22 protein-coding genes and 1 pseudogene are annotated in these 19,889 nt (G+C 60.8%); 16 read left to right on the forward strand and 7 right to left on the reverse strand.

Annotated elements, in window-relative coordinates:
* Nucleotides 1-194 precede the first annotated feature (194 nt).
* On the forward strand, nucleotides 195-557 hold the full coding sequence (locus tag AC07N4_RS17265) for a cupin domain-containing protein (RefSeq protein WP_085708876.1): 363 nt from the start codon (nucleotides 195-197) through the stop codon (nucleotides 555-557).
* 73 nt (nucleotides 558-630) lie between these two features.
* On the opposite strand, the gene rpmG is transcribed toward AC07N4_RS17265, so the two are convergent.
* Entirely contained in the window at nucleotides 631-786 is a 156-nt protein-coding gene (rpmG, locus tag AC07N4_RS17270; protein ID WP_003177274.1) for a 50S ribosomal protein L33, read from the reverse strand.
* 11 nt (nucleotides 787-797) lie between these two features.
* Entirely contained in the window at nucleotides 798-1,031 is a 234-nt protein-coding gene (gene rpmB, locus AC07N4_RS17275; protein ID WP_003177273.1) for a 50S ribosomal protein L28, read from the reverse strand.
* Nucleotides 1,032-1,477: 446 nt separating this feature from the next.
* Here rpmB and AC07N4_RS17280 point away from each other — a divergent pair, with 446 nt between their 5' ends.
* Nucleotides 1,478-3,064 carry an ABC transporter substrate-binding protein gene (locus AC07N4_RS17280; RefSeq protein ID WP_493065623.1) on the forward strand — a complete coding sequence of 529 codons (1,587 nt, stop codon included), beginning with the start codon at nucleotides 1,478-1,480 and terminating at the stop codon, nucleotides 3,062-3,064.
* Between the two features lie 36 nt (nucleotides 3,065-3,100).
* Here the strand turns inward: AC07N4_RS17280 and radC are convergent, their stop codons facing one another.
* Nucleotides 3,101-3,775, reverse strand: coding sequence for a RadC family protein (gene radC / locus AC07N4_RS17285; RefSeq protein ID WP_096817287.1), 675 nt, complete (start codon nucleotides 3,773-3,775; stop codon nucleotides 3,101-3,103).
* Between the two features lie 135 nt (nucleotides 3,776-3,910).
* Here radC and coaBC point away from each other — a divergent pair, with 135 nt between their 5' ends.
* The 4 genes and pseudogenes from coaBC to argB all read left to right on the forward strand — a co-directional run bounded on the left by coaBC (nucleotide 3,911) and on the right by argB (nucleotide 8,150).
* A complete protein-coding gene (gene coaBC / locus AC07N4_RS17290; protein ID WP_085708873.1) occupies nucleotides 3,911-5,119 on the forward strand; it encodes a bifunctional phosphopantothenoylcysteine decarboxylase/phosphopantothenate--cysteine ligase CoaBC in 1,209 nt (402 codons plus the stop codon).
* 5 nt (nucleotides 5,120-5,124) lie between these two features.
* A complete protein-coding gene (gene dut, locus AC07N4_RS17295) occupies nucleotides 5,125-5,580 on the forward strand; it encodes a dUTP diphosphatase (protein ID WP_096817283.1) in 456 nt (151 codons plus the stop codon).
* Between the two features lie 236 nt (nucleotides 5,581-5,816).
* Nucleotides 5,817-7,220: pseudogene (locus tag AC07N4_RS17300) on the forward strand (phosphomannomutase/phosphoglucomutase); the annotation flags it as partial.
* Nucleotides 7,221-7,244: 24 nt separating this feature from the next.
* Nucleotides 7,245-8,150: an acetylglutamate kinase gene (argB, locus tag AC07N4_RS17305; protein ID WP_003229488.1), complete on the forward strand. Its 906-nt coding sequence runs from the start codon at nucleotides 7,245-7,247 to the stop codon at nucleotides 8,148-8,150.
* A gap of 70 nt (nucleotides 8,151-8,220) precedes the next feature.
* Here the strand turns inward: argB and pyrE are convergent, their stop codons facing one another.
* Nucleotides 8,221-8,865 (reverse strand): orotate phosphoribosyltransferase, encoded by a 645-nt coding sequence (gene pyrE / locus AC07N4_RS17310; protein WP_011336558.1) that lies wholly within the window; start codon nucleotides 8,863-8,865, stop codon nucleotides 8,221-8,223.
* Between the two features lie 82 nt (nucleotides 8,866-8,947).
* On the opposite strand from pyrE, the gene crc reads away from it, so the two are divergent.
* A complete protein-coding gene (crc, locus tag AC07N4_RS17315; protein WP_007920349.1) occupies nucleotides 8,948-9,727 on the forward strand; it encodes a catabolite repression control protein Crc in 780 nt (259 codons plus the stop codon).
* Nucleotides 9,728-9,820: 93 nt separating this feature from the next.
* On the opposite strand, the gene AC07N4_RS17320 is transcribed toward crc, so the two are convergent.
* Together AC07N4_RS17320 and rph are read right to left on the reverse strand one after the other, a co-directional pair.
* Nucleotides 9,821-10,189: a DUF4870 domain-containing protein gene (locus AC07N4_RS17320; RefSeq protein ID WP_096817279.1), complete on the reverse strand. Its 369-nt coding sequence runs from the start codon at nucleotides 10,187-10,189 to the stop codon at nucleotides 9,821-9,823.
* Between the two features lie 28 nt (nucleotides 10,190-10,217).
* Entirely contained in the window at nucleotides 10,218-10,940 is a 723-nt protein-coding gene (gene rph, locus AC07N4_RS17325) for a ribonuclease PH (RefSeq protein ID WP_085731379.1), read from the reverse strand.
* A gap of 268 nt (nucleotides 10,941-11,208) precedes the next feature.
* Between rph and AC07N4_RS17330 the strand changes: the two genes are divergently transcribed.
* From AC07N4_RS17330 to AC07N4_RS17355, 6 genes are all read left to right on the forward strand, one after another.
* On the forward strand, nucleotides 11,209-12,072 hold the full coding sequence (locus tag AC07N4_RS17330; protein ID WP_007954440.1) for a YicC/YloC family endoribonuclease: 864 nt from the start codon (nucleotides 11,209-11,211) through the stop codon (nucleotides 12,070-12,072).
* A 12-nt stretch (nucleotides 12,073-12,084) separates the two neighbouring features.
* Nucleotides 12,085-12,705, forward strand: coding sequence for a guanylate kinase (gene gmk, locus AC07N4_RS17335; protein ID WP_003229498.1), 621 nt, complete (start codon nucleotides 12,085-12,087; stop codon nucleotides 12,703-12,705).
* Nucleotides 12,706-12,873: 168 nt separating this feature from the next.
* Nucleotides 12,874-13,137 carry a DNA-directed RNA polymerase subunit omega gene (rpoZ, locus tag AC07N4_RS17340; RefSeq protein WP_003229503.1) on the forward strand — a complete coding sequence of 88 codons (264 nt, stop codon included), beginning with the start codon at nucleotides 12,874-12,876 and terminating at the stop codon, nucleotides 13,135-13,137.
* 57 nt (nucleotides 13,138-13,194) lie between these two features.
* Nucleotides 13,195-15,300, forward strand: coding sequence for a bifunctional GTP diphosphokinase/guanosine-3',5'-bis pyrophosphate 3'-pyrophosphohydrolase (gene spoT / locus AC07N4_RS17345; protein ID WP_007954439.1), 2,106 nt, complete (start codon nucleotides 13,195-13,197; stop codon nucleotides 15,298-15,300).
* A gap of 24 nt (nucleotides 15,301-15,324) precedes the next feature.
* Nucleotides 15,325-15,705 (forward strand): RidA family protein, encoded by a 381-nt coding sequence (locus tag AC07N4_RS17350; protein ID WP_003229509.1) that lies wholly within the window; start codon nucleotides 15,325-15,327, stop codon nucleotides 15,703-15,705.
* A 73-nt stretch (nucleotides 15,706-15,778) separates the two neighbouring features.
* Nucleotides 15,779-16,519, forward strand: a complete 741-nt coding sequence (locus tag AC07N4_RS17355) for a putative periplasmic lipoprotein (protein ID WP_096817275.1) — start codon at nucleotides 15,779-15,781, stop codon at nucleotides 16,517-16,519.
* A 66-nt stretch (nucleotides 16,520-16,585) separates the two neighbouring features.
* On the opposite strand, the gene AC07N4_RS17360 is transcribed toward AC07N4_RS17355, so the two are convergent.
* Nucleotides 16,586-17,443: an SDR family oxidoreductase gene (locus tag AC07N4_RS17360; RefSeq protein ID WP_493065622.1), complete on the reverse strand. Its 858-nt coding sequence runs from the start codon at nucleotides 17,441-17,443 to the stop codon at nucleotides 16,586-16,588.
* A 188-nt stretch (nucleotides 17,444-17,631) separates the two neighbouring features.
* Between AC07N4_RS17360 and exbB the strand changes: the two genes are divergently transcribed.
* Genes exbB through AC07N4_RS17375 form a run of 3 tightly spaced genes read left to right on the forward strand, consistent with a single transcriptional unit; the run spans nucleotide 17,632 to nucleotide 19,772 of the window.
* Entirely contained in the window at nucleotides 17,632-18,594 is a 963-nt protein-coding gene (exbB, locus tag AC07N4_RS17365; RefSeq protein ID WP_493065621.1) for a tonB-system energizer ExbB, read from the forward strand.
* A gap of 6 nt (nucleotides 18,595-18,600) precedes the next feature.
* Nucleotides 18,601-19,029: a TonB system transport protein ExbD gene (gene exbD / locus AC07N4_RS17370; protein ID WP_096817269.1), complete on the forward strand. Its 429-nt coding sequence runs from the start codon at nucleotides 18,601-18,603 to the stop codon at nucleotides 19,027-19,029.
* On the forward strand, nucleotides 19,026-19,772 hold the full coding sequence (locus tag AC07N4_RS17375) for an energy transducer TonB family protein (protein WP_096817268.1): 747 nt from the start codon (nucleotides 19,026-19,028) through the stop codon (nucleotides 19,770-19,772). The genes exbD and AC07N4_RS17375 overlap by 4 nt, the downstream gene beginning before the upstream one ends.
* The last annotated feature ends 117 nt before the right edge of the window (nucleotides 19,773-19,889 follow it).

Genomic DNA, 19,889 nt, shown 5'->3' on the forward strand with positions numbered 1-19,889 from the left:
TCGCCGGCGTCCTCAGGAATTCTGCCCGGCCAGCCTGTTTTCGGCCCAAGGCACCCGCCACCCTAAACCAGCGGCCGGGGTTGTTTCAATATATTTGACATAAGGCGGTTATACAGCCTTGCGGCGTTCAATTTAATCAACATAGACTTTGGCCCCTTCAAGCCACCGCGCCGTCATCACGGGAGAAAACAACAATGAACATCCAGAACGTCGTCGACATCAGCCTGACCATGGACCAGGCCGAACGCTACCGCCCGGACCCGGCAAAAGTCCTCAAGGGCGATCCCGAACAAGCGGTGTTCAATCAATACGACAGCCCTTGCGGGCAAATGGGCGTCGGCGTGTGGGAAGGTGCAGTCGGGCAATGGACAGTGAATTACACCGAGCATGAATACTGCGAAATCCTGCAAGGCGTTTCGGTGCTACGTGACGGCGAAGGCAATGCCAAAACCCTGCGTGTCGGTGACCGCTTCGTGATTCCGGCCGGCTTCCGTGGCACCTGGGAAGTGCTGGAGGCGTGCCGCAAGGTCTATGTGATCTTCGAACAGAAGGCCTGAGGCCTTTCATCAGGCAACAAAAAAGGCCCGTATCGTGAGATACGGGCCTTTTTCGTAAGTCGGGAAAAATCAATTACTTGATTTTGCCTTCCTTGTAGATCACGTGCTTGCGAACAACCGGATCATATTTCTTGATCTCGATTTTGTCCGGGGTAGTACGCTTGTTCTTGTCGGTAGTGTAGAAGTGACCAGTACCGGCGCTCGAGATCAAACGAATCAATTCACGCATGATTAGCTCCCTTAAACCTTGCCGTCGCGACGCAGCTCGGCCAGCACAACGCTGATGCCACGCTTGTCGATGATACGCATGCCTTTGGCGGAAACGCGCAGGCGTACGAAACGTTTCTCTTCTTCAACCCAGAAGCGGTGATGCTGCAGGTTCGGCAGGAAACGACGACGGGTTTTGTTGTTTGCGTGGGAAATGTTGTTCCCAGTCACCGGACCCTTACCGGTAACTTGACATACTCTAGACATGCCTCAGCCCTCTAAAACCACATGCCCAACCCGGCATGGGTTGGCCGCTTAATCTCTAGTCATTGTGGCGCCAGGCGCCGCGATTCTTTAGAGGTCTTACCGGCTACACCTACAAGCGAAGGAACCGGGCCCCTAGAAAAGAGCGCTGCTTTATACCAGAAAGACCACGGAGCAACAACTTTCCGTGTGCAAAGAATGGCTAAAAAGCCGCTTTTTCCGCCCGCAAGCGGCTTGGGCAAAGGCTGGCGGCAATTTTTACCATTCGTCGAAGAAAACCGATCATACCCGCAATCGAGACTTTTCCTGCCGCCACTTCCGATAAATCCTCAGCCGCGCAGCCCCGAAAATGCAAAAAGGGGATAGTCATTTGCAATCGCGACCACTAGGGTAGGCCTTTTCCAGACTGCACTTGCAGATGGGCCTTCGATCTGTAAAGGAAGCCGACCATGCGCCTCGCTGCCCTCCCCCTGCTGCTCGCCCCGCTATTGCTGAGCCCCCTGGCCCATGCCGCCGCCCTGAGCGTGTGCACCGAGGCCAGCCCCGAAGGGTTCGACGTGGTGCAATACAACTCGCTGACCACCACCAACGCTTCGGCCGACGTGCTGATGAATCGCCTGGTGGACTTCGATACCGCCAGCGGCAAGGTGGTCCCGAGCCTGGCCGATAGCTGGGAAGTCAACACCGATGGCCTGAGCTATGTGTTCAAACTGCACCCGCAGGTGAAGTTTCACACCACCGACTACTTCAAGCCGACCCGCGAGCTGACCGCCGAAGACGTCAAATTCAGCTTCGACCGCATGCTCGACCCGGCCAACCCGTGGCACAAGGTCGCCCAGAGCGGCTTCCCGCACGCCCAGTCGATGCAGTTGCCGAGCCTGATCAAGAAGATCGACGCACTGGATCCGCTGACCGTGCGCTTCACCCTCGACCACCCGGACTCGACGTTCCTCGCGACCCTGAGCATGGGTTTTGCCTCGATCTATTCCGCCGAATACGCCGACAAACTGCTGAAAGCCGGCGCGACCGACAAGCTCAACAGCCAACCGGTCGGCACCGGCCCGTTCGTCTTCACCCGATTCCAGAAAGACGCGTCGATCCGCTACAAGGCCAACCCGGACTACTTCGGCGGCAAGCCTGCGGTGGATCCGTTGATCTTCGCCATTACCCCGGACGCCAACGTGCGCCTGCAAAAGCTGCGGCGTAACGAGTGCCAGATTGCCCTGTCGCCAAAACCATTGGACGTACAGGCCGCGAAGGAAGAACCGACGCTGAAAGTCGAAAAAACTGACGCGTTCATGACCGCATTCGTCGGTATCAACAGCCAGCATCCGCCGCTGGACAAGCCGGAAGTACGTCAGGCGATCAACCTCGCCTTCGACAAGGCCAACTACCTCAAGGCTGTGTTCGAAGACACCGCCGAAGCCGCCAACGGCCCGTATCCACCGAACACCTGGAGCTACGCCAAGAGCCTGCCGGGCTACCCGCACGATGTGGAGAAAGCCAAGGCGTTGCTGGCCAAGGCCGGATTGAAGGACGGCTTCCAGACCACCATCTGGACGCGTCCGTCCGGCAGCCTGCTCAACCCGAACCCGAGCCTGGGTGCACAACTGCTGCAATCGGACCTGGCGGAAATCGGCATTCAGGCGGAAATCCGCGTGATCGAATGGGGCGAGTTGATCCGTCGCGCCAAGGCTGGCGAGCATGACCTGCTGTTCATGGGCTGGGCCGGCGACAACGGCGACCCGGACAACTTCCTCACGCCGCAGTTTTCCTGCGCGGCAGTGAAGTCCGGCACCAACTTCGCCCGCTACTGCAACGCCGATCTGGACAAACTGATCAGCGCCGGCAAGACCACCAGCGAGCAAGGCGTACGCACCAAGCTCTACGAACAGGCACAGGCGCAGATTCAGCAGCAGGCGTTGTGGCTGCCGCTGGCGCATCCGACCGCGTATGCGCTGACGCGTAAAGACGTGCAGGGTTACTCGGTCTCCCCGTTCGGGCGGCAGGATTACTCCAAGGTCACCTTCAAGTAATCCGCCCCGGCTCGCAGCGACTGCAGTCGCTGCGAGCTACATCCAGCCACACTCCGCCATCGACAACGGCTCGCCATCTCCGACGATGAAGTGATCGAGCACTCGCACATCGATCAGCTCAAGCGCTTTCTGCAATCGCTTGGTCAATAATCGATCAGCCTGACTGGGATCCGTGTTTCCCGACGGGTGGTTGTGGCACAGGATCACGGCTGCCGCATTGTTCGCCAGCGCACGCTTCACCACTTCCCTGGGATGTACGGCGGTGTTGTCGATGGAGCCCCGAAACAGCGGTTCGAAGGTCAGCACTTGGTGTTTTGAGTCCAGAAACAGGCAACCGAACACCTCGTGTGGCTCGTGGCGCAGCATGGCTTTGAGGTAGTCGCGTACGACCTGTGGATTTTCCAGCGTCGGTTTCTGGCGCATGCGCTCGGCCAGATGCCGCCGGGCCATCTCCAGCACCGCCTGCAATTGAGCAAATTTCGCCGGCCCCAGCCCCAATTGCTCGCTGAACGCCCCGAGATCTGCCTCCAGCAACGCACGCAGGCTGCCGAACTGATTCAACAAGTGTCGCGCCAGATCCACCGCGCTTTTCCCGGATACGCCGGTGCGTAAAAAAATCGCCAGCAATTCGGCATCGGAAAGACTTCCCGAGCCCTGTTCAAGCAGCTTCTCCCGCGGCCTTTCCGCCGCCGGCCAATCGCGAATACTCATACACATTCCTTGTCTGTGGGCGCCGCTGTTCCGTAGCGGTCGCTGTGATATCGTAGCCCATCTTTTTTGCGGGCGAATTCACCCTGGGGAGGGGGTTTCGCCACGTATGTCACCAACGAAATGAAAGGCAGACCTATGCAGCGGCTGTATCGGAAACGCATCGTTCTGGGCGTCGGCGGCGGTATCGCTGCCTACAAGAGCGCTGACCTTGTTCGCCGCCTGATCGACCAGGGCGCCGAAGTGCGCGTGGTCATGACCCGTGGCGGCAGCGAATTCATCACCCCGCTGACCATGCAGGCGCTGTCCGGCCACCCGGTTCACCTGGATTTGCTCGACCCGGCAGCCGAAGCGGCGATGGGCCACATCGAACTGGCCAAATGGGCCGATCTGGTGCTGATCGCCCCGGCCACCGCCGACCTGCTGGCCCGTCTGGCTCAAGGCATTGCCAACGATCTGCTGACCACACTGGTGCTGGCCACCGACGCCATCGTCGCTGTCGCTCCGGCGATGAACCAGGCCATGTGGCGCGATCCGGCGACCCAGGCCAACCTGCAACTCCTTGAAAGCCGCGGCCTGAAGACCTTCGGCCCGGCCTCCGGCAGCCAGGCCTGCGGCGACGTCGGCATGGGCCGCATGATGGAAGCCACCGACCTGGCCCAGCTCGCGGCAGACTGCTTCCAGCGTCAGGCACTGACCGGCAAGCACGTGGTGATCACTGCTGGCCCGACCCAGGAAAACATCGACCCGGTGCGCTACATCACCAACCACAGCTCCGGCAAAATGGGCTTCGCCCTGGCGGAAGCGGCGGTGGAAGCCGGCGCCCGCGTCACGCTGATCAGCGGCCCGGTGCATTTGCCGACACCGGATCGCGTCACCCGTATCGACGTGGTCAGCGCCCGCGACATGCTCGCCGCCTGTGAAGCCGCGATCCCTTGCGACATCTTCATCGCCTCGGCGGCGGTCGCGGACTACCGTCCGGAAGTCGTCGCCCCGCAAAAATTAAAGAAAGATCCTACGAGCGGTGACGGCTTCGTCCTGCAAATGGTGCGCAACCCGGACATCCTGGCCACCATCGCGACCCGTCCCGACCGTCCGTTCAGTGTCGGCTTCGCCGCCGAGACCGAACACCTGCTCGACTACGCTGCACGCAAGCTGAAGGACAAGAATCTCGATCTGATCGTCGCCAACGACGTCGCCAACCCGAGTATCGGCTTCAACAGCGAAGAAAACGCCTGCAGCGTCATCGACCGTGGGCTGCACGCCACGGTTTTCGCCCAGACCAGCAAGAGCAAGATCGCTCGCCAACTGGTCACTTTTATCGCCGAACGTCTGAACCAGGTTTAATTTACATGCACGCTTTGCAAGCCAAGATCCTCGACCCACGCATCGGTACCGAATTCCCGCTGCCGCAATACGCCACACCAGGCTCCGCCGGTCTCGACCTGCGCGCCATGCTGCAAGAGGAAATCGTGATCAAGCCGGGTGAAACCGTGCTGATCCCTACCGGTCTGTCGGTGTACATCGGCGACCCGAACCTTGCCGCGCTGATCCTGCCGCGCTCGGGCATGGGCCATAAGCACGGCATCGTGCTGGGCAATCTGGTCGGTCTGATCGACTCCGATTACCAGGGCCCGCTGATGGTCTCCTGCTGGAACCGTGGCCAGACCGAATTCACCATGCCGGTCGGCGAGCGTTTGGCGCAACTGGTGCTGGTGCCGGTGGTGCAGGCGCACTTCGAAATGGTTGAAGAGTTCGTCGAAACTGAGCGCGGCGCTGGCGGTTTCGGCCACTCTGGCACCAAGTGATCGGCTAGAAATCTGTCGTGGCGAGGGCGTGTTTCTCGCCACGAATTTCAAAATGTCATCTGCAAGGTTTAGCACCGAAAATCAAGGCATTGGCAGGCCAAAGCCACGCCGGACAAGGCGTCATGGCCCTTTCACACCACGAACTCTCTGTGAAAACCGCCGTCATACCCTTCAGTTTGAGCCAGCCGCCGAGATGATTCGTCGGCGTGTCCCGCCACTTTCGAGATGGAGCATTTCCGCAGATGAGCACCCCCGCCCAAGTCGCCCCGAAGCTTCCCGACAGCATCTTCCGCGCCTATGACATTCGCGGCACCGTGCCGGAATTCCTCAATGCCGAAACCGCCTACTGGATCGGCCGCGCCATCGGCTCCCAGAGCCTGGCCCAGGGTGAACCGAACGTGTCCGTTGGCCGTGACGGCCGCTTGTCCGGTCCTGAACTGGTTGCCGCGCTGATTCGCGGCATCGCCGAAAGCGGCTGCCACGTCAGTGACGTCGGCCTGGTGCCGACCCCGGCGCTGTATTACGCCGCCAACGTGCTGGCGGGCAAATCCGGCGTGATGCTTACCGGCAGCCACAACCCGTCGAACTACAACGGCTTCAAGATCGTGATCGCCGGCGACACCCTCGCCAACGAACAGATCCAGGTTCTGCATGAGCGTATCAAGACCGGCAACCTGAGCAGCGGCCAGGGCAGCGTGACCCAGGTCGAGATCCTCGACCGCTACACCACCGAAATCGTCCAGGACATCAAACTGGCCCGGCGCCTGAAAGTCGTGGTCGATTGCGGCAACGGCGCGGCCGGCGTGATCGCCCCGCAACTGATCGAAGCGCTGAACTGCGAAGTCATCCCGCTGTTCTGCGAAGTCGACGGCAACTTCCCGAACCACCACCCGGACCCGGGCAAGCCTGAAAACCTTGTCGACCTGATCGCCAAGGTCAAGGAAACCAAGGCTGACATCGGCCTGGCCTTCGACGGTGACGGCGACCGCGTCGGCGTGGTGACCAACACCGGCACCATCGTGTTCCCGGACCGCCTGCTGATGCTGTTTGCCCGCGACGTGCTGGCCCGCAACCCGGGCGCGGAAATCATCTTCGACGTCAAATGCACCCGTCGCCTGATCCCGCTGATCAAGGAATATGGCGGCCAGTCGTTAATGTGGAAGACCGGTCACTCGTTGATCAAAAAGAAAATGAAACAGACCGGCGCGTTGTTGGCCGGTGAAATGAGCGGGCACATCTTCTTCAAGGAACGCTGGTTCGGTTTCGACGACGGCATTTACAGCGCCGCACGGCTGCTGGAAATCCTCAGCAAGGAAAAATCCGACGCGGAAACGCTGTTCGCGACCTTCCCGAACGATATTTCCACGCCGGAAATCAATATCCATGTGACCGAAGAGAGCAAATTCAGCATCATTGATGCACTGCACGATGCGCAGTGGGGTCCAGGCGCCGACCTGACCACCATTGACGGCGTGCGGGTCGATTACGCCAAAGGCTGGGGCCTGGTGCGCGCCTCCAACACCACACCGGTGCTGGTGCTGCGTTTCGAGGCCGATGACGAGGCTGAATTGCAGCGCATCAAGGCTGTGTTCCATGCCCAACTGAAACGCGTTGCACCTGATCTCCAACTACCGTTCTGATTTCTGATTCACCCGGAGCCCTGAATGACCCTCGAACGCGAAGCCGCCGCCCACACCGCCCAGGTCCTGTCCGAAGCGCTGCCTTACATCCGACGTTATGTCGGCAAGACCCTGGTGATCAAATACGGCGGCAACGCGATGGAAAGCGAGGAGCTGAAAACCGGCTTCGCCCGCGACATCGTCTTGATGAAAGCCGTGGGGATCAACCCGGTCGTGGTTCACGGCGGCGGCCCGCAGATCGGTGATCTGCTCAAGCGCCTGTCGATCGAAAGCCACTTCGTCGACGGCATGCGCGTGACCGACGCGGCGACCATGGACGTGGTGGAAATGGTCCTCGGCGGTCAGGTCAACAAAAGCATCGTCAACCTGATCAACCGTCACGGCGGCAGCGCCATCGGCCTGACCGGCAAAGATGCGGGGCTGATTCGCGCCAAGAAGCTTACCGTCACCCGCCAGACCCCGGAGATGACTCAGCCGGAAATCATCGACATCGGCCAGGTGGGCGAAGTCGTCGGGATCAACACCGAACTGCTTAACCTGCTGGTCAAAGGCAACTTCATCCCGGTGATCGCGCCGATCGGTGTGGGTGAGAATGGCGAGTCGTACAACATCAACGCTGACTTGGTGGCCGGTAAAGTCGCCGAAGCGCTGAAAGCCGAGAAGCTGATGCTGCTGACCAACATCGCCGGCCTGATGGACAAGTCGGGCACCGTGCTGACCGGCCTGAGCACCCAGCAGGTCGACGACCTGATCGCCGACGGCACCATCTACGGCGGCATGCTGCCGAAGATCCGCTGTGCACTGGAAGCGGTTCAGGGCGGTGTCGGCAGCTCGCTGATCATCGACGGCCGCGTACCGAACGCGATCCTGCTGGAAATCTTCACCGACACCGGTGTGGGCACGCTGATCAGCAATCGCAAGCGTCCGTAAGCCGTAGCGCAAACAAAAAGACCCCGTTCAGTCAGACTGAGCGGGGTCTTTTTTTGCCCGGAAGAAGCGATCAGACGCCGAACTGGGCGCGATAGGCTTCAACGGCTGGCAGGTGCTGCTTGAGCTGCGGGTCGTCAGCCAGGAATTCCAGCACCTGATTCAGCGACACGATGCTGATGACCGGGATGCCGAAATCACGTTCGACTTCCTGAATGGCCGACAGCTCACCGTTGCCGCGCTCCTGACGGTTCAGGGCGATCAGCACGCCGGCAGCCTTGGCGCCGTCCTGGGAAGCGATGATCTGCATCACTTCACGGATCGCGGTGCCGGCGGTGATCACGTCGTCGATGATCAGCACGTCGCCGGTCAGCGGAGCGCCGACCAGGCTGCCGCCTTCGCCGTGGGCCTTGGCTTCCTTGCGGTTGAAGCACCAAGGCAGGTCACGGTTGTGGTGCTCGGCCAGCGCCACAGCAGTGGTTGCCGCCAGCGGGATGCCTTTGTAGGCCGGGCCAAACAGCACGTCGAACGGAATTCCGCTCTCGGCGATGGCTGCGGCGTAGAAACGACCCAGCTGCGCCAGCGCGGAGCCCGAGTTGAACAGGCCGGCATTGAAGAAGTAAGGACTGGTGCGCCCGGACTTCAGGGTGAACTCACCGAAGCGCAAAACGCCGCGATCGATGGCAAAACGAATGAAATCGCGCTGATACGCTTGCATGAAAAAAACCCCAAATACCACGGATTTAGCTAATTAGCTTGACGCCGTGTATCATACACGCACGCGATTTTTGGGGCCATTTATGCGGATCATCAGTGTGAACGTCAATGGTATTCAGGCTGCAGTCGAGCGAGGTTTGCTCAGTTGGCTGCAGGCACAGAATGCCGACGTCATCTGCCTGCAGGACACCCGTGCCTCCGCCTTTGAACTGGACGACCCAGCCTTCCAACTGGATGGCTACTTCCTTTATGCCTGCGACGCAGAAGTTCCCGCCCAAGGTGGCGTGGCTTTGTACTCGCGGTTGCAACCGAAGGCTGTCATCAGCGGTCTCGGTTTCGAGACGGCCGACCGCTACGGGCGCTACCTGCAAGCAGATTTCGACAAAGTCAGTATTGCCACCTTGCTGCTTCCTTCGGGGATGAACGGCGATGAGGACTTGAACCAGAAGTTCAAGCTCATGGACGACTTCGGCAAGTACCTGGACAAACAGCGGCGCAAACGTCGCGAGTACATTTATTGTGGCTCGCTGTACGTCGCGCAGCAGAAGCTCGACATCAAGAACTGGCGCGACAGCCAGCAATCCCCGGGCTTCCTGGCGCCAGAACGCGCCTGGATGGACGAGATTGTCGGCAACATGGGCTACGTAGACGCCCTGCGCGAAGTCAGCCGCGAAGGCGACCAGTACAGTTGGTGGCCGGACAACGAACAGGCCGAGATGCTGAATCTGGGCTGGCGCTTCGACTACCAGATCCTGACTCCGGGCCTGAGGCGCTTCGTGCGCAGCGCACGCCTGCCGCGTCAGCCACGGTTCTCGCAGCACGCGCCGCTGATCGTCGACTACGACTGGACGCTGACCATCTAAGCGTCGATTCGTGGATGCAAAAAAGCCGACATCGCTGTCGGCTTTTTTGTGGGCGCTGATTTTTGCTTTTATGCAGGGGACTCGAGTTGATCGTTATTTGAGCAATCGCCAGGTGAACGGATAGCGGTAAGGGAATCCGTTGTTAGCCTTCACCCCAGCAATAATCGGCAGCACAAACGAGCAAATGACCACCGGGATAATCAGCAGATACCCAATAAGCACTACCGTCAGCCCCACGCCAATGAGCGTAGCAATGGTCATCGTGATCTGAAAATTCAGCGCTTCCTTACCCTGCGCATCAATAAACGAGTCCTTCTCACGCTTCATCTGCCAGAGGATCAGCGGCCCGATCAAACTGCCAAATGGAAACCAGATCCCCAGCAAGCCGGACAAGTGACAGAACATCGCCCATTGGCGAACCTCCTGGCTCGGCTTGGGCAGCAACTCTTGCTCATCACTCATCGCGTCTTCCTTGTGGGTACGAACCGTCTCAGTCGGCCAGTGCGGCCGTTTGCAGTTCGAAGATCTCGTTCATGCCTTTCTTGGCCAGCTCCAGCATCGCGTTCAGCTCTTCAGGCTGGAACGGCGCGCCTTCGGCGGTGCCCTGCACTTCGATGAAACCACCGGTGCTGGTCATTACCACGTTGAGGTCGGTCTCGGCGGCGGAATCTTCAAGATAGTCCAGGTCAAGTACCGGCTCGCCCTGGTACATGCCCACGGAGACAGCGCCGATCATTTGCTTGAGCGGGTCGCCGCCTTTCAGGCCGCCACGCTTCTTGATCACTTTCAAGGCATCGACCAGTGCAACCATCGCGCCGGTGATCGACGCGGTACGGGTGCCGCCGTCAGCCTGGATCACGTCGCAATCGACGTACAGGGTGACGTCGCCCAGCTTGGACATGTCCAGCGCGGCGCGCAGGGAACGGCCGATCAGACGCTGGATTTCCAGGGTGCGGCCGCCCTGCTTGCCACGGCTCGCTTCACGCTGGTTACGCTCGCCGGTGGCGCGCGGCAGCATGCCGTACTCGGCGGTCAGCCAGCCCTGGCCCTGGCCTTTCAGGAAACGCGGTACGCCGTTTTCGACGCTGACGGTGCAGATGACTTTGGTATCACCGAATTCGACCAGTACCGATCCTTCGGCGTGCTTGGTGTAGTTGCGGGTAATGCGGATCGAGCGGAGCTGATCGGCAGCGCGACCACTTGGACGTTTCATAGGAGATACCTGTACTGGGGACGGAAAACTGCGGAGCATTATAGAGCTGCGCACCGCGCCTGGGCACTGCTTAAAAATTCCGGCCGTCGATCAAGGGCCCTGAAACGCACTTCGCCGACGGCCTGCAGCCCTTTGTCACACCGTGTGTTTGGGCGCATCTGCCGCACTGCGCTACAATCCTGCGCCTTTGCTGCCAGTCGGCTTAAATTCATTGATATCGAGCTGCGGAGCTTCAATCCGCGCCGATCTGTATCGCGAGGTCACCGCCATGGTGCACAGCATGACCGCCTTCGCCCGCGTCGAGAAAGCCGGCGTTCAGGGCACCCTGAGCTGGGAACTGCGCTCGGTCAACAGCCGCTACCTGGAACCCCATCTGCGCCTGCCGGAGTCGTTTCGCGACCTCGAAGGCGCCGTCCGCGAAGCCCTGCGCCAGGGCCTGTCGCGCGGCAAACTGGAATGCACCCTGCGCTTCACCGAAGAAAGCACCGGCAAGCCGCTGCAAGTGGACCGCGAGCGCGCTGCGCAACTGGTCGCTGCCGCTGAAACCGTCGCCGGCCTGATCAAGAACCCGGCCGCGCTGAACCCGCTGGAAGTGCTGGCCTGGCCCGGCGTACTGGTCGCCGACGCCACCGACCCGCAGGCGTTGAACGCCGAGGCGCTGGCCCTGTTCAATCAAGGCCTGAAAGATCTCAAGGCCGGCCGCGAGCGCGAAGGCGCGGAGCTGGCACGCCTGATCAACGATCGCCTGACCTCTATCGAGGAAGACGTGGTGACCCTGCGCGAACTGGTTCCGCAGATGCTCGCCACCCAGCGCCAGAAAGTCCTCGACCGCTTCGCCGACATGAAGGCCGAGATGGACCCGCAGCGCCTGGAACAGGAAATGGTCATGCTCGCGCAAAAGAGCGACGTGGCCGAAGAACTGGATCGCCTGAGCACCCACATCATCGAAGTTCGCCGGGTGCTGAAATCCGGCGGTGCCGCCGGTCGGCGCCTGGACTTCCTGATGCAGGAACTCAACCGCGAAGCCAACACACTGGGCTCCAAGGCCTTCGACCCGCGCAGCACCCAGGCGGCGGTCAACCTCAAGGTGTTGATCGAGCAGATGCGCGAACAAGTGCAGAATATTGAGTAAGGCTACCCCGACATGACCCACAGCACCGGCACCCTGTACATCATTTCCGCCCCTTCGGGCGCGGGCAAGAGCAGTCTGGTCAAGGCCCTGACCGACGCCAACCCGGAAATCCGCGTCTCGATTTCCCACACCACCCGCGCCATGCGCCCGGGCGAAGTGGACGGCGTGAACTATCACTTCGTGACCCGCGAAGAATTCGTGAAGATGGGCGAGCACGGCGATTTCCTCGAACGCGCCGAAGTCTTCGGCAACTTCTACGGCACCTCGCAAAGCCGCCTGCAGCAGACCCTGGACGAAGGCCACGACCTGATTCTGGAAATCGACTGGCAAGGCGCCGAGCAAGTGCGCAAGCTGATGCCGCAGGCCCGTTCGATCTTCATCCTGCCGCCATCGCTGCAGGCCCTGCACCAGCGCCTGACCAACCGCGGCCAGGACAGCGACGAGATCATCGACGGCCGGATGCGTGAAGCGGTCAGCGAGATGAGCCACTACGTCGAGTACGACTACTTGATCATCAACGACGATTTCGCCCACGCGCTGGACGATCTGAAAGCGATTTTCCGCGCCAATCAGCTGCAACAGAAACGCCAACAAGTGCGTTTCGGCAAATTGCTGGCTGAATTGCTGGGCTGAAACAGCACTTCCCAAAACCGCTGCAAGGGCTTTACATTGGTGCTTGCAGCGCGTTGAAGAGTCTGGTCAAAAAATCAGCGCTTCCCTAATCGCTGGTGATTTTTTAAACTGTTGAGTCCGCTCGCCCAACCGGGCAGCGCGCATATTGCATTCGCTCCGAGGAATACCATGGCCCGCGTAACCGTTGAAGACTGCCTAGAACACGTGGAAAACCGCTTTGAGCTGGTCATGCTCTCTACCAAGCGTGCCCGTCAACTGGCCACCGGCGGCAAAGAGCCCCTGGTACAGTGGGAAAACGACAAACCGACCGTAGTTGCGCTGCGTGAAATCGCTGAAGGCCTGATGAGCTACGAGTTCATCGCCGAGCAGGAAATCGTCCACGAAGACCCGGTCTTCGCTGCGTTCGAGGACGAGTCCAACGAGGCCGTCTAAGCCTATGCCTGGTCGACGTAGCACGGCGCGGGATCACAGCCTACGGCAGGAGTTATCATGCCGAGCATAGACGCCCTCGCCGATCGCTTATCGACCTACCTCGGCAACGACCAGGTCAACCTGGTCCGCCGAGCGTATTTCTACGCCGAGCAAGCCCACGACGGCCAACGCCGCCGCAGTGGCGAGGCGTACGTCACGCATCCTCTTGCCGTGGCAAATATTCTTGCCGACATGCACATGGACCATCAGAGCCTGATGGCCGCGATGCTGCATGACGTGATCGAAGACACCGGTATCGCCAAAGAAGCGCTGCAAGCGCAATTCGGTGAAACCGTGGCCGAACTGGTCGACGGGGTCAGCAAACTGACCCAGATGAACTTCGAGACCAAGGCCGAAGCCCAGGCTGAAAACTTCCAGAAAATGGCCATGGCCATGGCGCGCGACATTCGCGTGATCCTGGTCAAGCTCGCCGACCGCCTGCACAACATGCGCACGCTGGAAGTGCTGTCCGGCGAAAAACGCCGGCGCATCGCCAAGGAAACCCTCGAGATCTATGCTCCCATCGCCAACCGGCTGGGCATGCACGCGATCCGCATCGAGTTCGAAGACCTCGGTTTCAAGGCCATGCACCCGATGCGTTCCGCGCGGATCTACCAGGCGGTCAAACGCGCCCGGGGCAACCGCAAGGAAATCGTCAACAAGATCGAAGAGTCCCTTGGCCACTGCCTCGCCATCGACGGCATCCAGGGTGAAGTCAGCGGTCGCCAGAAACACCTCTACGGCATCTACAAGAAAATGCGCGGCAAGCGTCGGGCCTTCAACGAGATCATGGACGTCTACGCGTTCCGGATCATCGTCGACAAGGTCGATACCTGCTACCGCGTGCTGGGTGCTGTACATAATTTGTACAAACCGTTGCCGGGGCGCTTCAAGGATTACATCGCGATCCCCAAGGCCAACGGCTATCAGTCGCTGCACACCACGCTGTTCGGCATGCACGGTGTACCGATCGAGATCCAGATCCGCACCCGCGAAATGGAAGAGATGGCCAACAACGGCATCGCCGCCCACTGGCTGTACAAATCCAGCGGTGACGAACAGCCAAAAGGCACCCATGCCCGCGCCCGTCAGTGGGTCAAGGGCGTGCTGGAAATGCAGCAACGTGCCGGCAACTCGCTGGAATTCATCGAGAGCGTGAAGATCGACCTGTTCCCGGACGAGGTCTACGTGTTCACGCCCAAAGGCCGGATCATGGAGCTGCCCAAAGGCTCCACGGCGGTCGACTTTGCCTATGCGGTGCACACCGACGTTGGCAACAGCTGCATCGCCTGCCGGATCAACCGTCGTCTCGCACCGCTGTCCGAACCGCTGCAAAGCGGCTCCACGGTCGAGATCGTCAGCGCCCCCGGCGCGCGGCCGAACCCGGCGTGGCTCAATTTCGTGGTCACCGGCAAGGCGCGGACCCACATTCGCCATGCGCTGAAACTGCAACGCCGCTCCGAATCCATCAGCCTCGGCGAACGCCTGCTGAACAAGGTACTCAACGGTTTCGACAGCGCGCTGGAACAGATTCCGGCCGAACGCGTGAAGGCGATGCTCACCGAGTACCGCCTCGAACTGATCGAAGATTTGCTTGAAGACATCGGCCTGGGCAACCGCATGGCCTACGTCGTGGCGCGCCGACTGCTCGGCGAAGGCGAACAATTGCCAAGCCCGGAAGGTCCGCTGGCGATTCGCGGCACCGAAGGCCTGGTGCTCAGTTACGCCAAATGCTGCACGCCGATCCCGGGCGACCCGATTGTCGGTCACCTGTCGGCGGGCAAAGGCATGGTCGTGCACCTGGACAACTGCCGCAACATCAGCGAGATCCGCCACAACCCGGAAAAATGCATCCAGCTCTCGTGGGCCAAGGATGTCACCGGCGAATTCAACGTCGAACTGCGCGTCGAGCTGGAGCACCAGCGCGGCCTGATCGCCCTGCTGGCCAGCAGCGTCAACGCGGCCGACGGCAATATCGAGAAAATCAGCATGGACGAACGCGATGGCCGCATCAGCGTCGTCCAACTGGTGGTCAGCGTCCACGACCGTGTGCACCTGGCCCGCGTGATCAAGAAACTGCGCGCCCTGACCGGGGTGATCCGCATCACCCGCATGCGTGCATAACTCAAACATTACAAGGAGTCATACATGACCAAGACCGTTATCACCAGCGACAAGGCCCCGGCCGCCATCGGCACTTACTCCCAGGCGATCAAGGCTGGCAACACTGTCTACATGTCGGGCCAGATCCCGCTGGACCCGAAAACCATGGAACTGGTCGAAGGCTTCGAAGCCCAGACCGTCCAGGTGTTCGAGAACCTGAAAGCCGTGGCCGAAGCTGCCGGCGGTTCGTTCAAGGACATCGTCAAGCTGAACATCTTCCTCACCGACCTGAGCCACTTCGCCAAGGTCAACGAGATCATGGGCAAGTACTTCGACCAGCCGTACCCGGCCCGCGCCGCCATCGGCGTTGCTGCCCTGCCAAAGGGTTCGCAGGTTGAAATGGATGCCATTCTGGTCATCGAGTAATGCGCACGGCGCGGCCCTTCAAGGTCGCGCCGACTGCTCTGCGGTAAAGAAAAGGTTTTGAAAGGATTCCACCATGCGCAAAGCGCTTGCTCTCTCGCTGCTCGCCATTTTCCTCGGCGGTTGCGCCAGCAACCCTGCCGACCGTGACATCAGCGGCACCTGGATCAACCAGGTCGCCATCGATGCCGCCGCCAAGGGCGGCCCCCTGCGCGAAGCGCTTCAGGCCTACGGCCCGAACCTGGAATGGGACATCAACACCAAGGCCAGTCAGGCCCGCTTCACCAACGGTTTTGAGAACGTCGAAGGACGGCTGCTGGGCGAACAGTCCGGCGCCTGGAAAGTCGACTTCTACGGCAGCTCCGGCAGCGAGTTGAAGCGCGACGGCGGCCAGTTACACCAGGCCGCCAGCGAAAACGAACCACAGCAGCTCTTCGACCGTGCCCAGATCCCCGTGCCGGAAGGCGCACCGATCGGTGCCAGCTTCGAACGCGCCCTGTACGCAGCCTACCTGGGTGGCAACTGGAAGATCGCCAGCGGCCAGGGCGAAGGCGCCACCGTGCAATTCCAGGCCGACGGACAAGTCTCCGGCCTGCCCGGTGCCGACCGTTATGCCTTGTGTCTGGCGGGCGACTGCGCATCGATGAGCAGCGGCAACGACAGCATGTGGCTGCAGCAGAACGGTCAGGGCAATAACTGGATCTTTGTGCGCAAGGGCAAGGAACTGGAAATCCTGCAGGCCGTGAACACGGCACTGGCGGACGAACAACCGCAGTTCAGCCCCGGCGAACGCAAGTGGTTGCTCGAAAAGCAGTGATCTGCGCTTGAAACAAAAAAGGCGGAAGCAAGCCATTGCTCCCGCCTTTTTACGTCCGGAAGGAAGTCAGCAGCGACCTTCAAGAATCGCGGCATACCCCTCGCGATAACTTGGATACGCCGGCACCCAGCCCAACGCCTTCGCCCGGGCATTGCTGCAACGCTTGCTGCCGGTTCGACGCACGCTCTCGTCTTCCGACCATTCGGTGACACCCAGATACTCGCGCAGCCACGCCACTACCTCGGCCAGCGGTGCCGGCGTATCGTCCACGCCGATGTAGATGTCATCCAGCGCCACACCCTTGCGATCCGCCTCCAGCAGAAACGCCAGCAACCCCGCCGCGTCATCGGCATGAATGCGATTGCCATACAGTGGCGGATCGACCGCCACGCGATAGCCACGACGCACCTGGGTCAGCAGCCATTCACGGCCCGGGCCGTAAATGCCGGTCAGACGCACGATACTCGCCGGAATGCCGCTGCTGAGCGCAACCTGCTCGGCTTCCAGCATCAACCGACCGGAATACCCGGCAGCGACGGTCGCAGAGGTTTCATCCACCCACTCACCGTCCTGCTGTCCATAAACACTGCTGCTGGAGACAAACAGCAGCCGGTCTGGCACCTGGCCGTAGTCGTTCAACCACTCCAGCACATGCTGCAAACCCTGCACATAAGCCGCGCGATAACCGGCTTCATCGTGCTCGGTCGCGGCCGCGCAATACACCAGGTAATCCACGGCGCCGACCGGCCAGGTCTCGGGGCAATCTTCATTGAACAAGTCACCGGCCACACCGATAACGCCTTCCGGCAAACGTGAAACATCCCGGCGCAGGCCATACACCTGAAAACCGGCAGCCAGTAATTGCTTTGCCAGACGGCTGCCGACATCACCGCAACCGGCGATCAAAACAGAGGGCGCGGACATCAAAAATCTCCCATCGGAAAGCGACAGACTAGCCTTGGCAGGGGACGAGCGGCTAGCAATGAAGGAAAAAAAGCAACTCTATTACTTTTGTTAACAAGAATTACTTGCAATAATGCACGCCACTTTTGTTCTCGGCCTCACGAGGCCTGGAAGAGCATCACCGTTTTTCTATCTCAGGTCCGGCCAGCATGACACGCAATCAAATCCCCGCTTCGCCAACCAACCGACCTCGCGCCTGGAGCGCGGTGGCTGCCCTGCTCCTCAGCCTGATGCTGGCGCCAACCGCCGCTTTCGCTGACGCCCAGACGCCGGCCACTCCAGCCACCCACGAACAGACTGCACCGGCCGCCCCTGCCGCAGCGCCAGCCGCGACCGACCCGGTTCAAGCCGTGGACGCCAGCGCCGAAGACGCACCTGAAGTCCTCGAAGCCGACAACACCCTGGGCATGGCCCACGACCTCTCGCCATGGGGCATGTACCAGAACGCCGACATCATCGTGAAAATCGTGATGATCGGCCTGGCCATCGCGTCGATCATCACCTGGACCATCTGGATCGCCAAGGGTCTTGAGCTGATGGGCGCCAAGCGTCGTCTGCGTGGCGAAATCGCAGCCCTGAAAAAAGCCACCACTCTTAAAGAAGCCAGCGCCACTGCGGCGAAGGAAGGCACCCTCGCCAACCTGCTGGTCCACGACGCCCTCGAAGAGATGCGCCTGTCGACCAACGCCCGCGAGAAAGAAGGCATCAAGGAACGCGTGAGCTTCCGCCTCGAGCGCCTGGTGGCTGCCTGTGGCCGCAACATGAGCAGCGGCACCGGCGTACTCGCCACCATCGGTTCCACCGCACCGTTCGTCGGTCTGTTCGGCACCGTGTGGGGCATCATGAACAGCTTCATCGGCATCGCCAAAACCCAGACCACCAACCTCGCCGTCGTGGCCCCGGGCATCGCTGAAGCGCTGCTGGCCACTGCACTGGGTCTGGTCGCTGCGATCCCGGCGGTGGTGATCTACAACGTGTTCGCCCGCTCCATCGCCGGTTACAAGGCTCAGGTGTCCGATGCGTCGGCAGAAGTCCTGCTGCTGGTCAGCCGCGACCTCGACCACCAGCCTGAGCGCAGCAGCTCGCAGCCGCACATGGTCAAAGTGGGGTAATCGGCCATGGGCCTGCATTTGAAAGAAGGCGCAGACGACGATCTGGCCGAGAACCACGAAATCAACGTCACGCCGTTCATTGACGTGATGCTGGTGCTGTTGATCATCTTCATGGTGGCCGCTCCGTTGGCCACCGTGGACATCAAGGTCGACCTGCCTGCTTCGACCGCCAAACCGGCGCCACGGCCAGAGAAACCGGTGTTCCTCAGCGTGAAAGCTGACCAGCGCCTGTTCCTCGGCGAAGACGAAGTGAAGGCCGAAGCCCTCGGCGCCACCCTCGACGCCCGGACCAAAGGCAAGAAAGACACGACGATCTTCTTCCAGGCCGACAAAGGCGTGGACTACGGCGACCTGATGAGCGTGATGGACAACCTGCGCGCCGCCGGTTACCTGAAGGTCGGCCTGGTCGGACTCGAGAGCGCAGTCAAGAAATGATCACGACGCGCCATAAGCTGACGCGTTACAGCGGTAGCCTGGCCGTGGTGCTGGGCGTTCATGCGCTGGCCATCGCGCTGGCGCTGAACTGGACCGCCCGCCCGCCCATCGAACTGCCGCCCCAGGCAATGATGGTCGAGCTGGCACCGGTTCCGGCCCCGCCACCGCCTGCACCGCCGAAAGTCGTCACGCCACCGCAGCCACCGGCTCCGGTCGAAGAACTGCCGATCCCGAAACTGGCCGAAGCACCCAAGGCAGAAATTGCCGTGCCCAAGCCAGTGAAACCCAAGCCGAAGCCGCAACCGCCAAAACCGGTTGAGAAGAAACCGGAGCCTGTGAAGGAAAAACCTTCCGAGGAAAAACCGGCAGAAACTCAGCAGACCCAGGCGCCGACGGAGAAATCCGCCCAGCCGGCACCGGGCCCGTCGCCAGCACAACTGGCGGCCAAGGCCAGTTGGCAAGGCACCCTGCTCGCGCATTTGCAGAAGTACAAGAAGTACCCGCAAAGCGCACAGGCACGGGGCAAGGAAGGCTTGAACCGGCTGCGTTTCGTGGTCGATGCCGAAGGCAACGTGCTGTCGTTCGAACTGGTGGGCCGTTCTGGTAACGCTGATCTGGACCGGGCTACCCTGGACATGATCCGCCGCGCTCAACCGCTGCCCAAGCCACCGGCCGACATGTTGACCAATGGCTCGATCGAAATTGTTGCGCCGTTTGTTTACTCGCTGGAACGCCGCCGCTGATCTGCACTGGCAGAACACGGCTCGATCCCGCCAGAAAGGCACCGAAAGGTGCCTTTCTCATATCTGCAAACGGCAAACCGACATTGCCCGGTGTCGCATTCATCACTCAGTCTGATA

Source organism: Pseudomonas sp. GW821-FHT09E04 (genome assembly GCF_059416185.1).

What these genes read in the sequence shown, in the direction of transcription:
- AC07N4_RS17320 (WP_096817279.1), bottom strand. Translation starts at nt 10,189, where the DNA reads ATGAGTGATGAGCAAGAGTTGCTGCCCAAGCCGAGCCAGGAGGTTCGC.
- AC07N4_RS17360 (WP_493065622.1), bottom strand. Translation starts at nt 17,443, where the DNA reads ATGTCCGCGCCCTCTGTTTTGATCGCCGGTTGCGGTGATGTCGGCAGC.
- pyrE (WP_011336558.1), bottom strand. Translation starts at nt 8,865, where the DNA reads ATGCAAGCGTATCAGCGCGATTTCATTCGTTTTGCCATCGATCGCGGC.
- dut (WP_096817283.1), top strand. Translation starts at nt 5,125, where the DNA reads ATGCACGCTTTGCAAGCCAAGATCCTCGACCCACGCATCGGTACCGAA.
- AC07N4_RS17375 (WP_096817268.1), top strand. Translation starts at nt 19,026, where the DNA reads ATGATCACGACGCGCCATAAGCTGACGCGTTACAGCGGTAGCCTGGCC.
- AC07N4_RS17265 (WP_085708876.1), top strand. Translation starts at nt 195, where the DNA reads ATGAACATCCAGAACGTCGTCGACATCAGCCTGACCATGGACCAGGCC.
- AC07N4_RS17350 (WP_003229509.1), top strand. Translation starts at nt 15,325, where the DNA reads ATGACCAAGACCGTTATCACCAGCGACAAGGCCCCGGCCGCCATCGGC.
- crc (WP_007920349.1), top strand. Translation starts at nt 8,948, where the DNA reads ATGCGGATCATCAGTGTGAACGTCAATGGTATTCAGGCTGCAGTCGAG.
- exbD (WP_096817269.1), top strand. Translation starts at nt 18,601, where the DNA reads ATGGGCCTGCATTTGAAAGAAGGCGCAGACGACGATCTGGCCGAGAAC.
- argB (WP_003229488.1), top strand. Translation starts at nt 7,245, where the DNA reads ATGACCCTCGAACGCGAAGCCGCCGCCCACACCGCCCAGGTCCTGTCC.
- AC07N4_RS17280 (WP_493065623.1), top strand. Translation starts at nt 1,478, where the DNA reads ATGCGCCTCGCTGCCCTCCCCCTGCTGCTCGCCCCGCTATTGCTGAGC.
- rpmG (WP_003177274.1), bottom strand. Translation starts at nt 786, where the DNA reads ATGCGTGAATTGATTCGTTTGATCTCGAGCGCCGGTACTGGTCACTTC.
- gmk (WP_003229498.1), top strand. Translation starts at nt 12,085, where the DNA reads ATGACCCACAGCACCGGCACCCTGTACATCATTTCCGCCCCTTCGGGC.
- coaBC (WP_085708873.1), top strand. Translation starts at nt 3,911, where the DNA reads ATGCAGCGGCTGTATCGGAAACGCATCGTTCTGGGCGTCGGCGGCGGT.
- rpoZ (WP_003229503.1), top strand. Translation starts at nt 12,874, where the DNA reads ATGGCCCGCGTAACCGTTGAAGACTGCCTAGAACACGTGGAAAACCGC.
- AC07N4_RS17355 (WP_096817275.1), top strand. Translation starts at nt 15,779, where the DNA reads ATGCGCAAAGCGCTTGCTCTCTCGCTGCTCGCCATTTTCCTCGGCGGT.
- rph (WP_085731379.1), bottom strand. Translation starts at nt 10,940, where the DNA reads ATGAAACGTCCAAGTGGTCGCGCTGCCGATCAGCTCCGCTCGATCCGC.
- radC (WP_096817287.1), bottom strand. Translation starts at nt 3,775, where the DNA reads ATGAGTATTCGCGATTGGCCGGCGGCGGAAAGGCCGCGGGAGAAGCTG.
- AC07N4_RS17330 (WP_007954440.1), top strand. Translation starts at nt 11,209, where the DNA reads ATGGTGCACAGCATGACCGCCTTCGCCCGCGTCGAGAAAGCCGGCGTT.
- spoT (WP_007954439.1), top strand. Translation starts at nt 13,195, where the DNA reads ATGCCGAGCATAGACGCCCTCGCCGATCGCTTATCGACCTACCTCGGC.
- rpmB (WP_003177273.1), bottom strand. Translation starts at nt 1,031, where the DNA reads ATGTCTAGAGTATGTCAAGTTACCGGTAAGGGTCCGGTGACTGGGAAC.
- exbB (WP_493065621.1), top strand. Translation starts at nt 17,632, where the DNA reads ATGACACGCAATCAAATCCCCGCTTCGCCAACCAACCGACCTCGCGCC.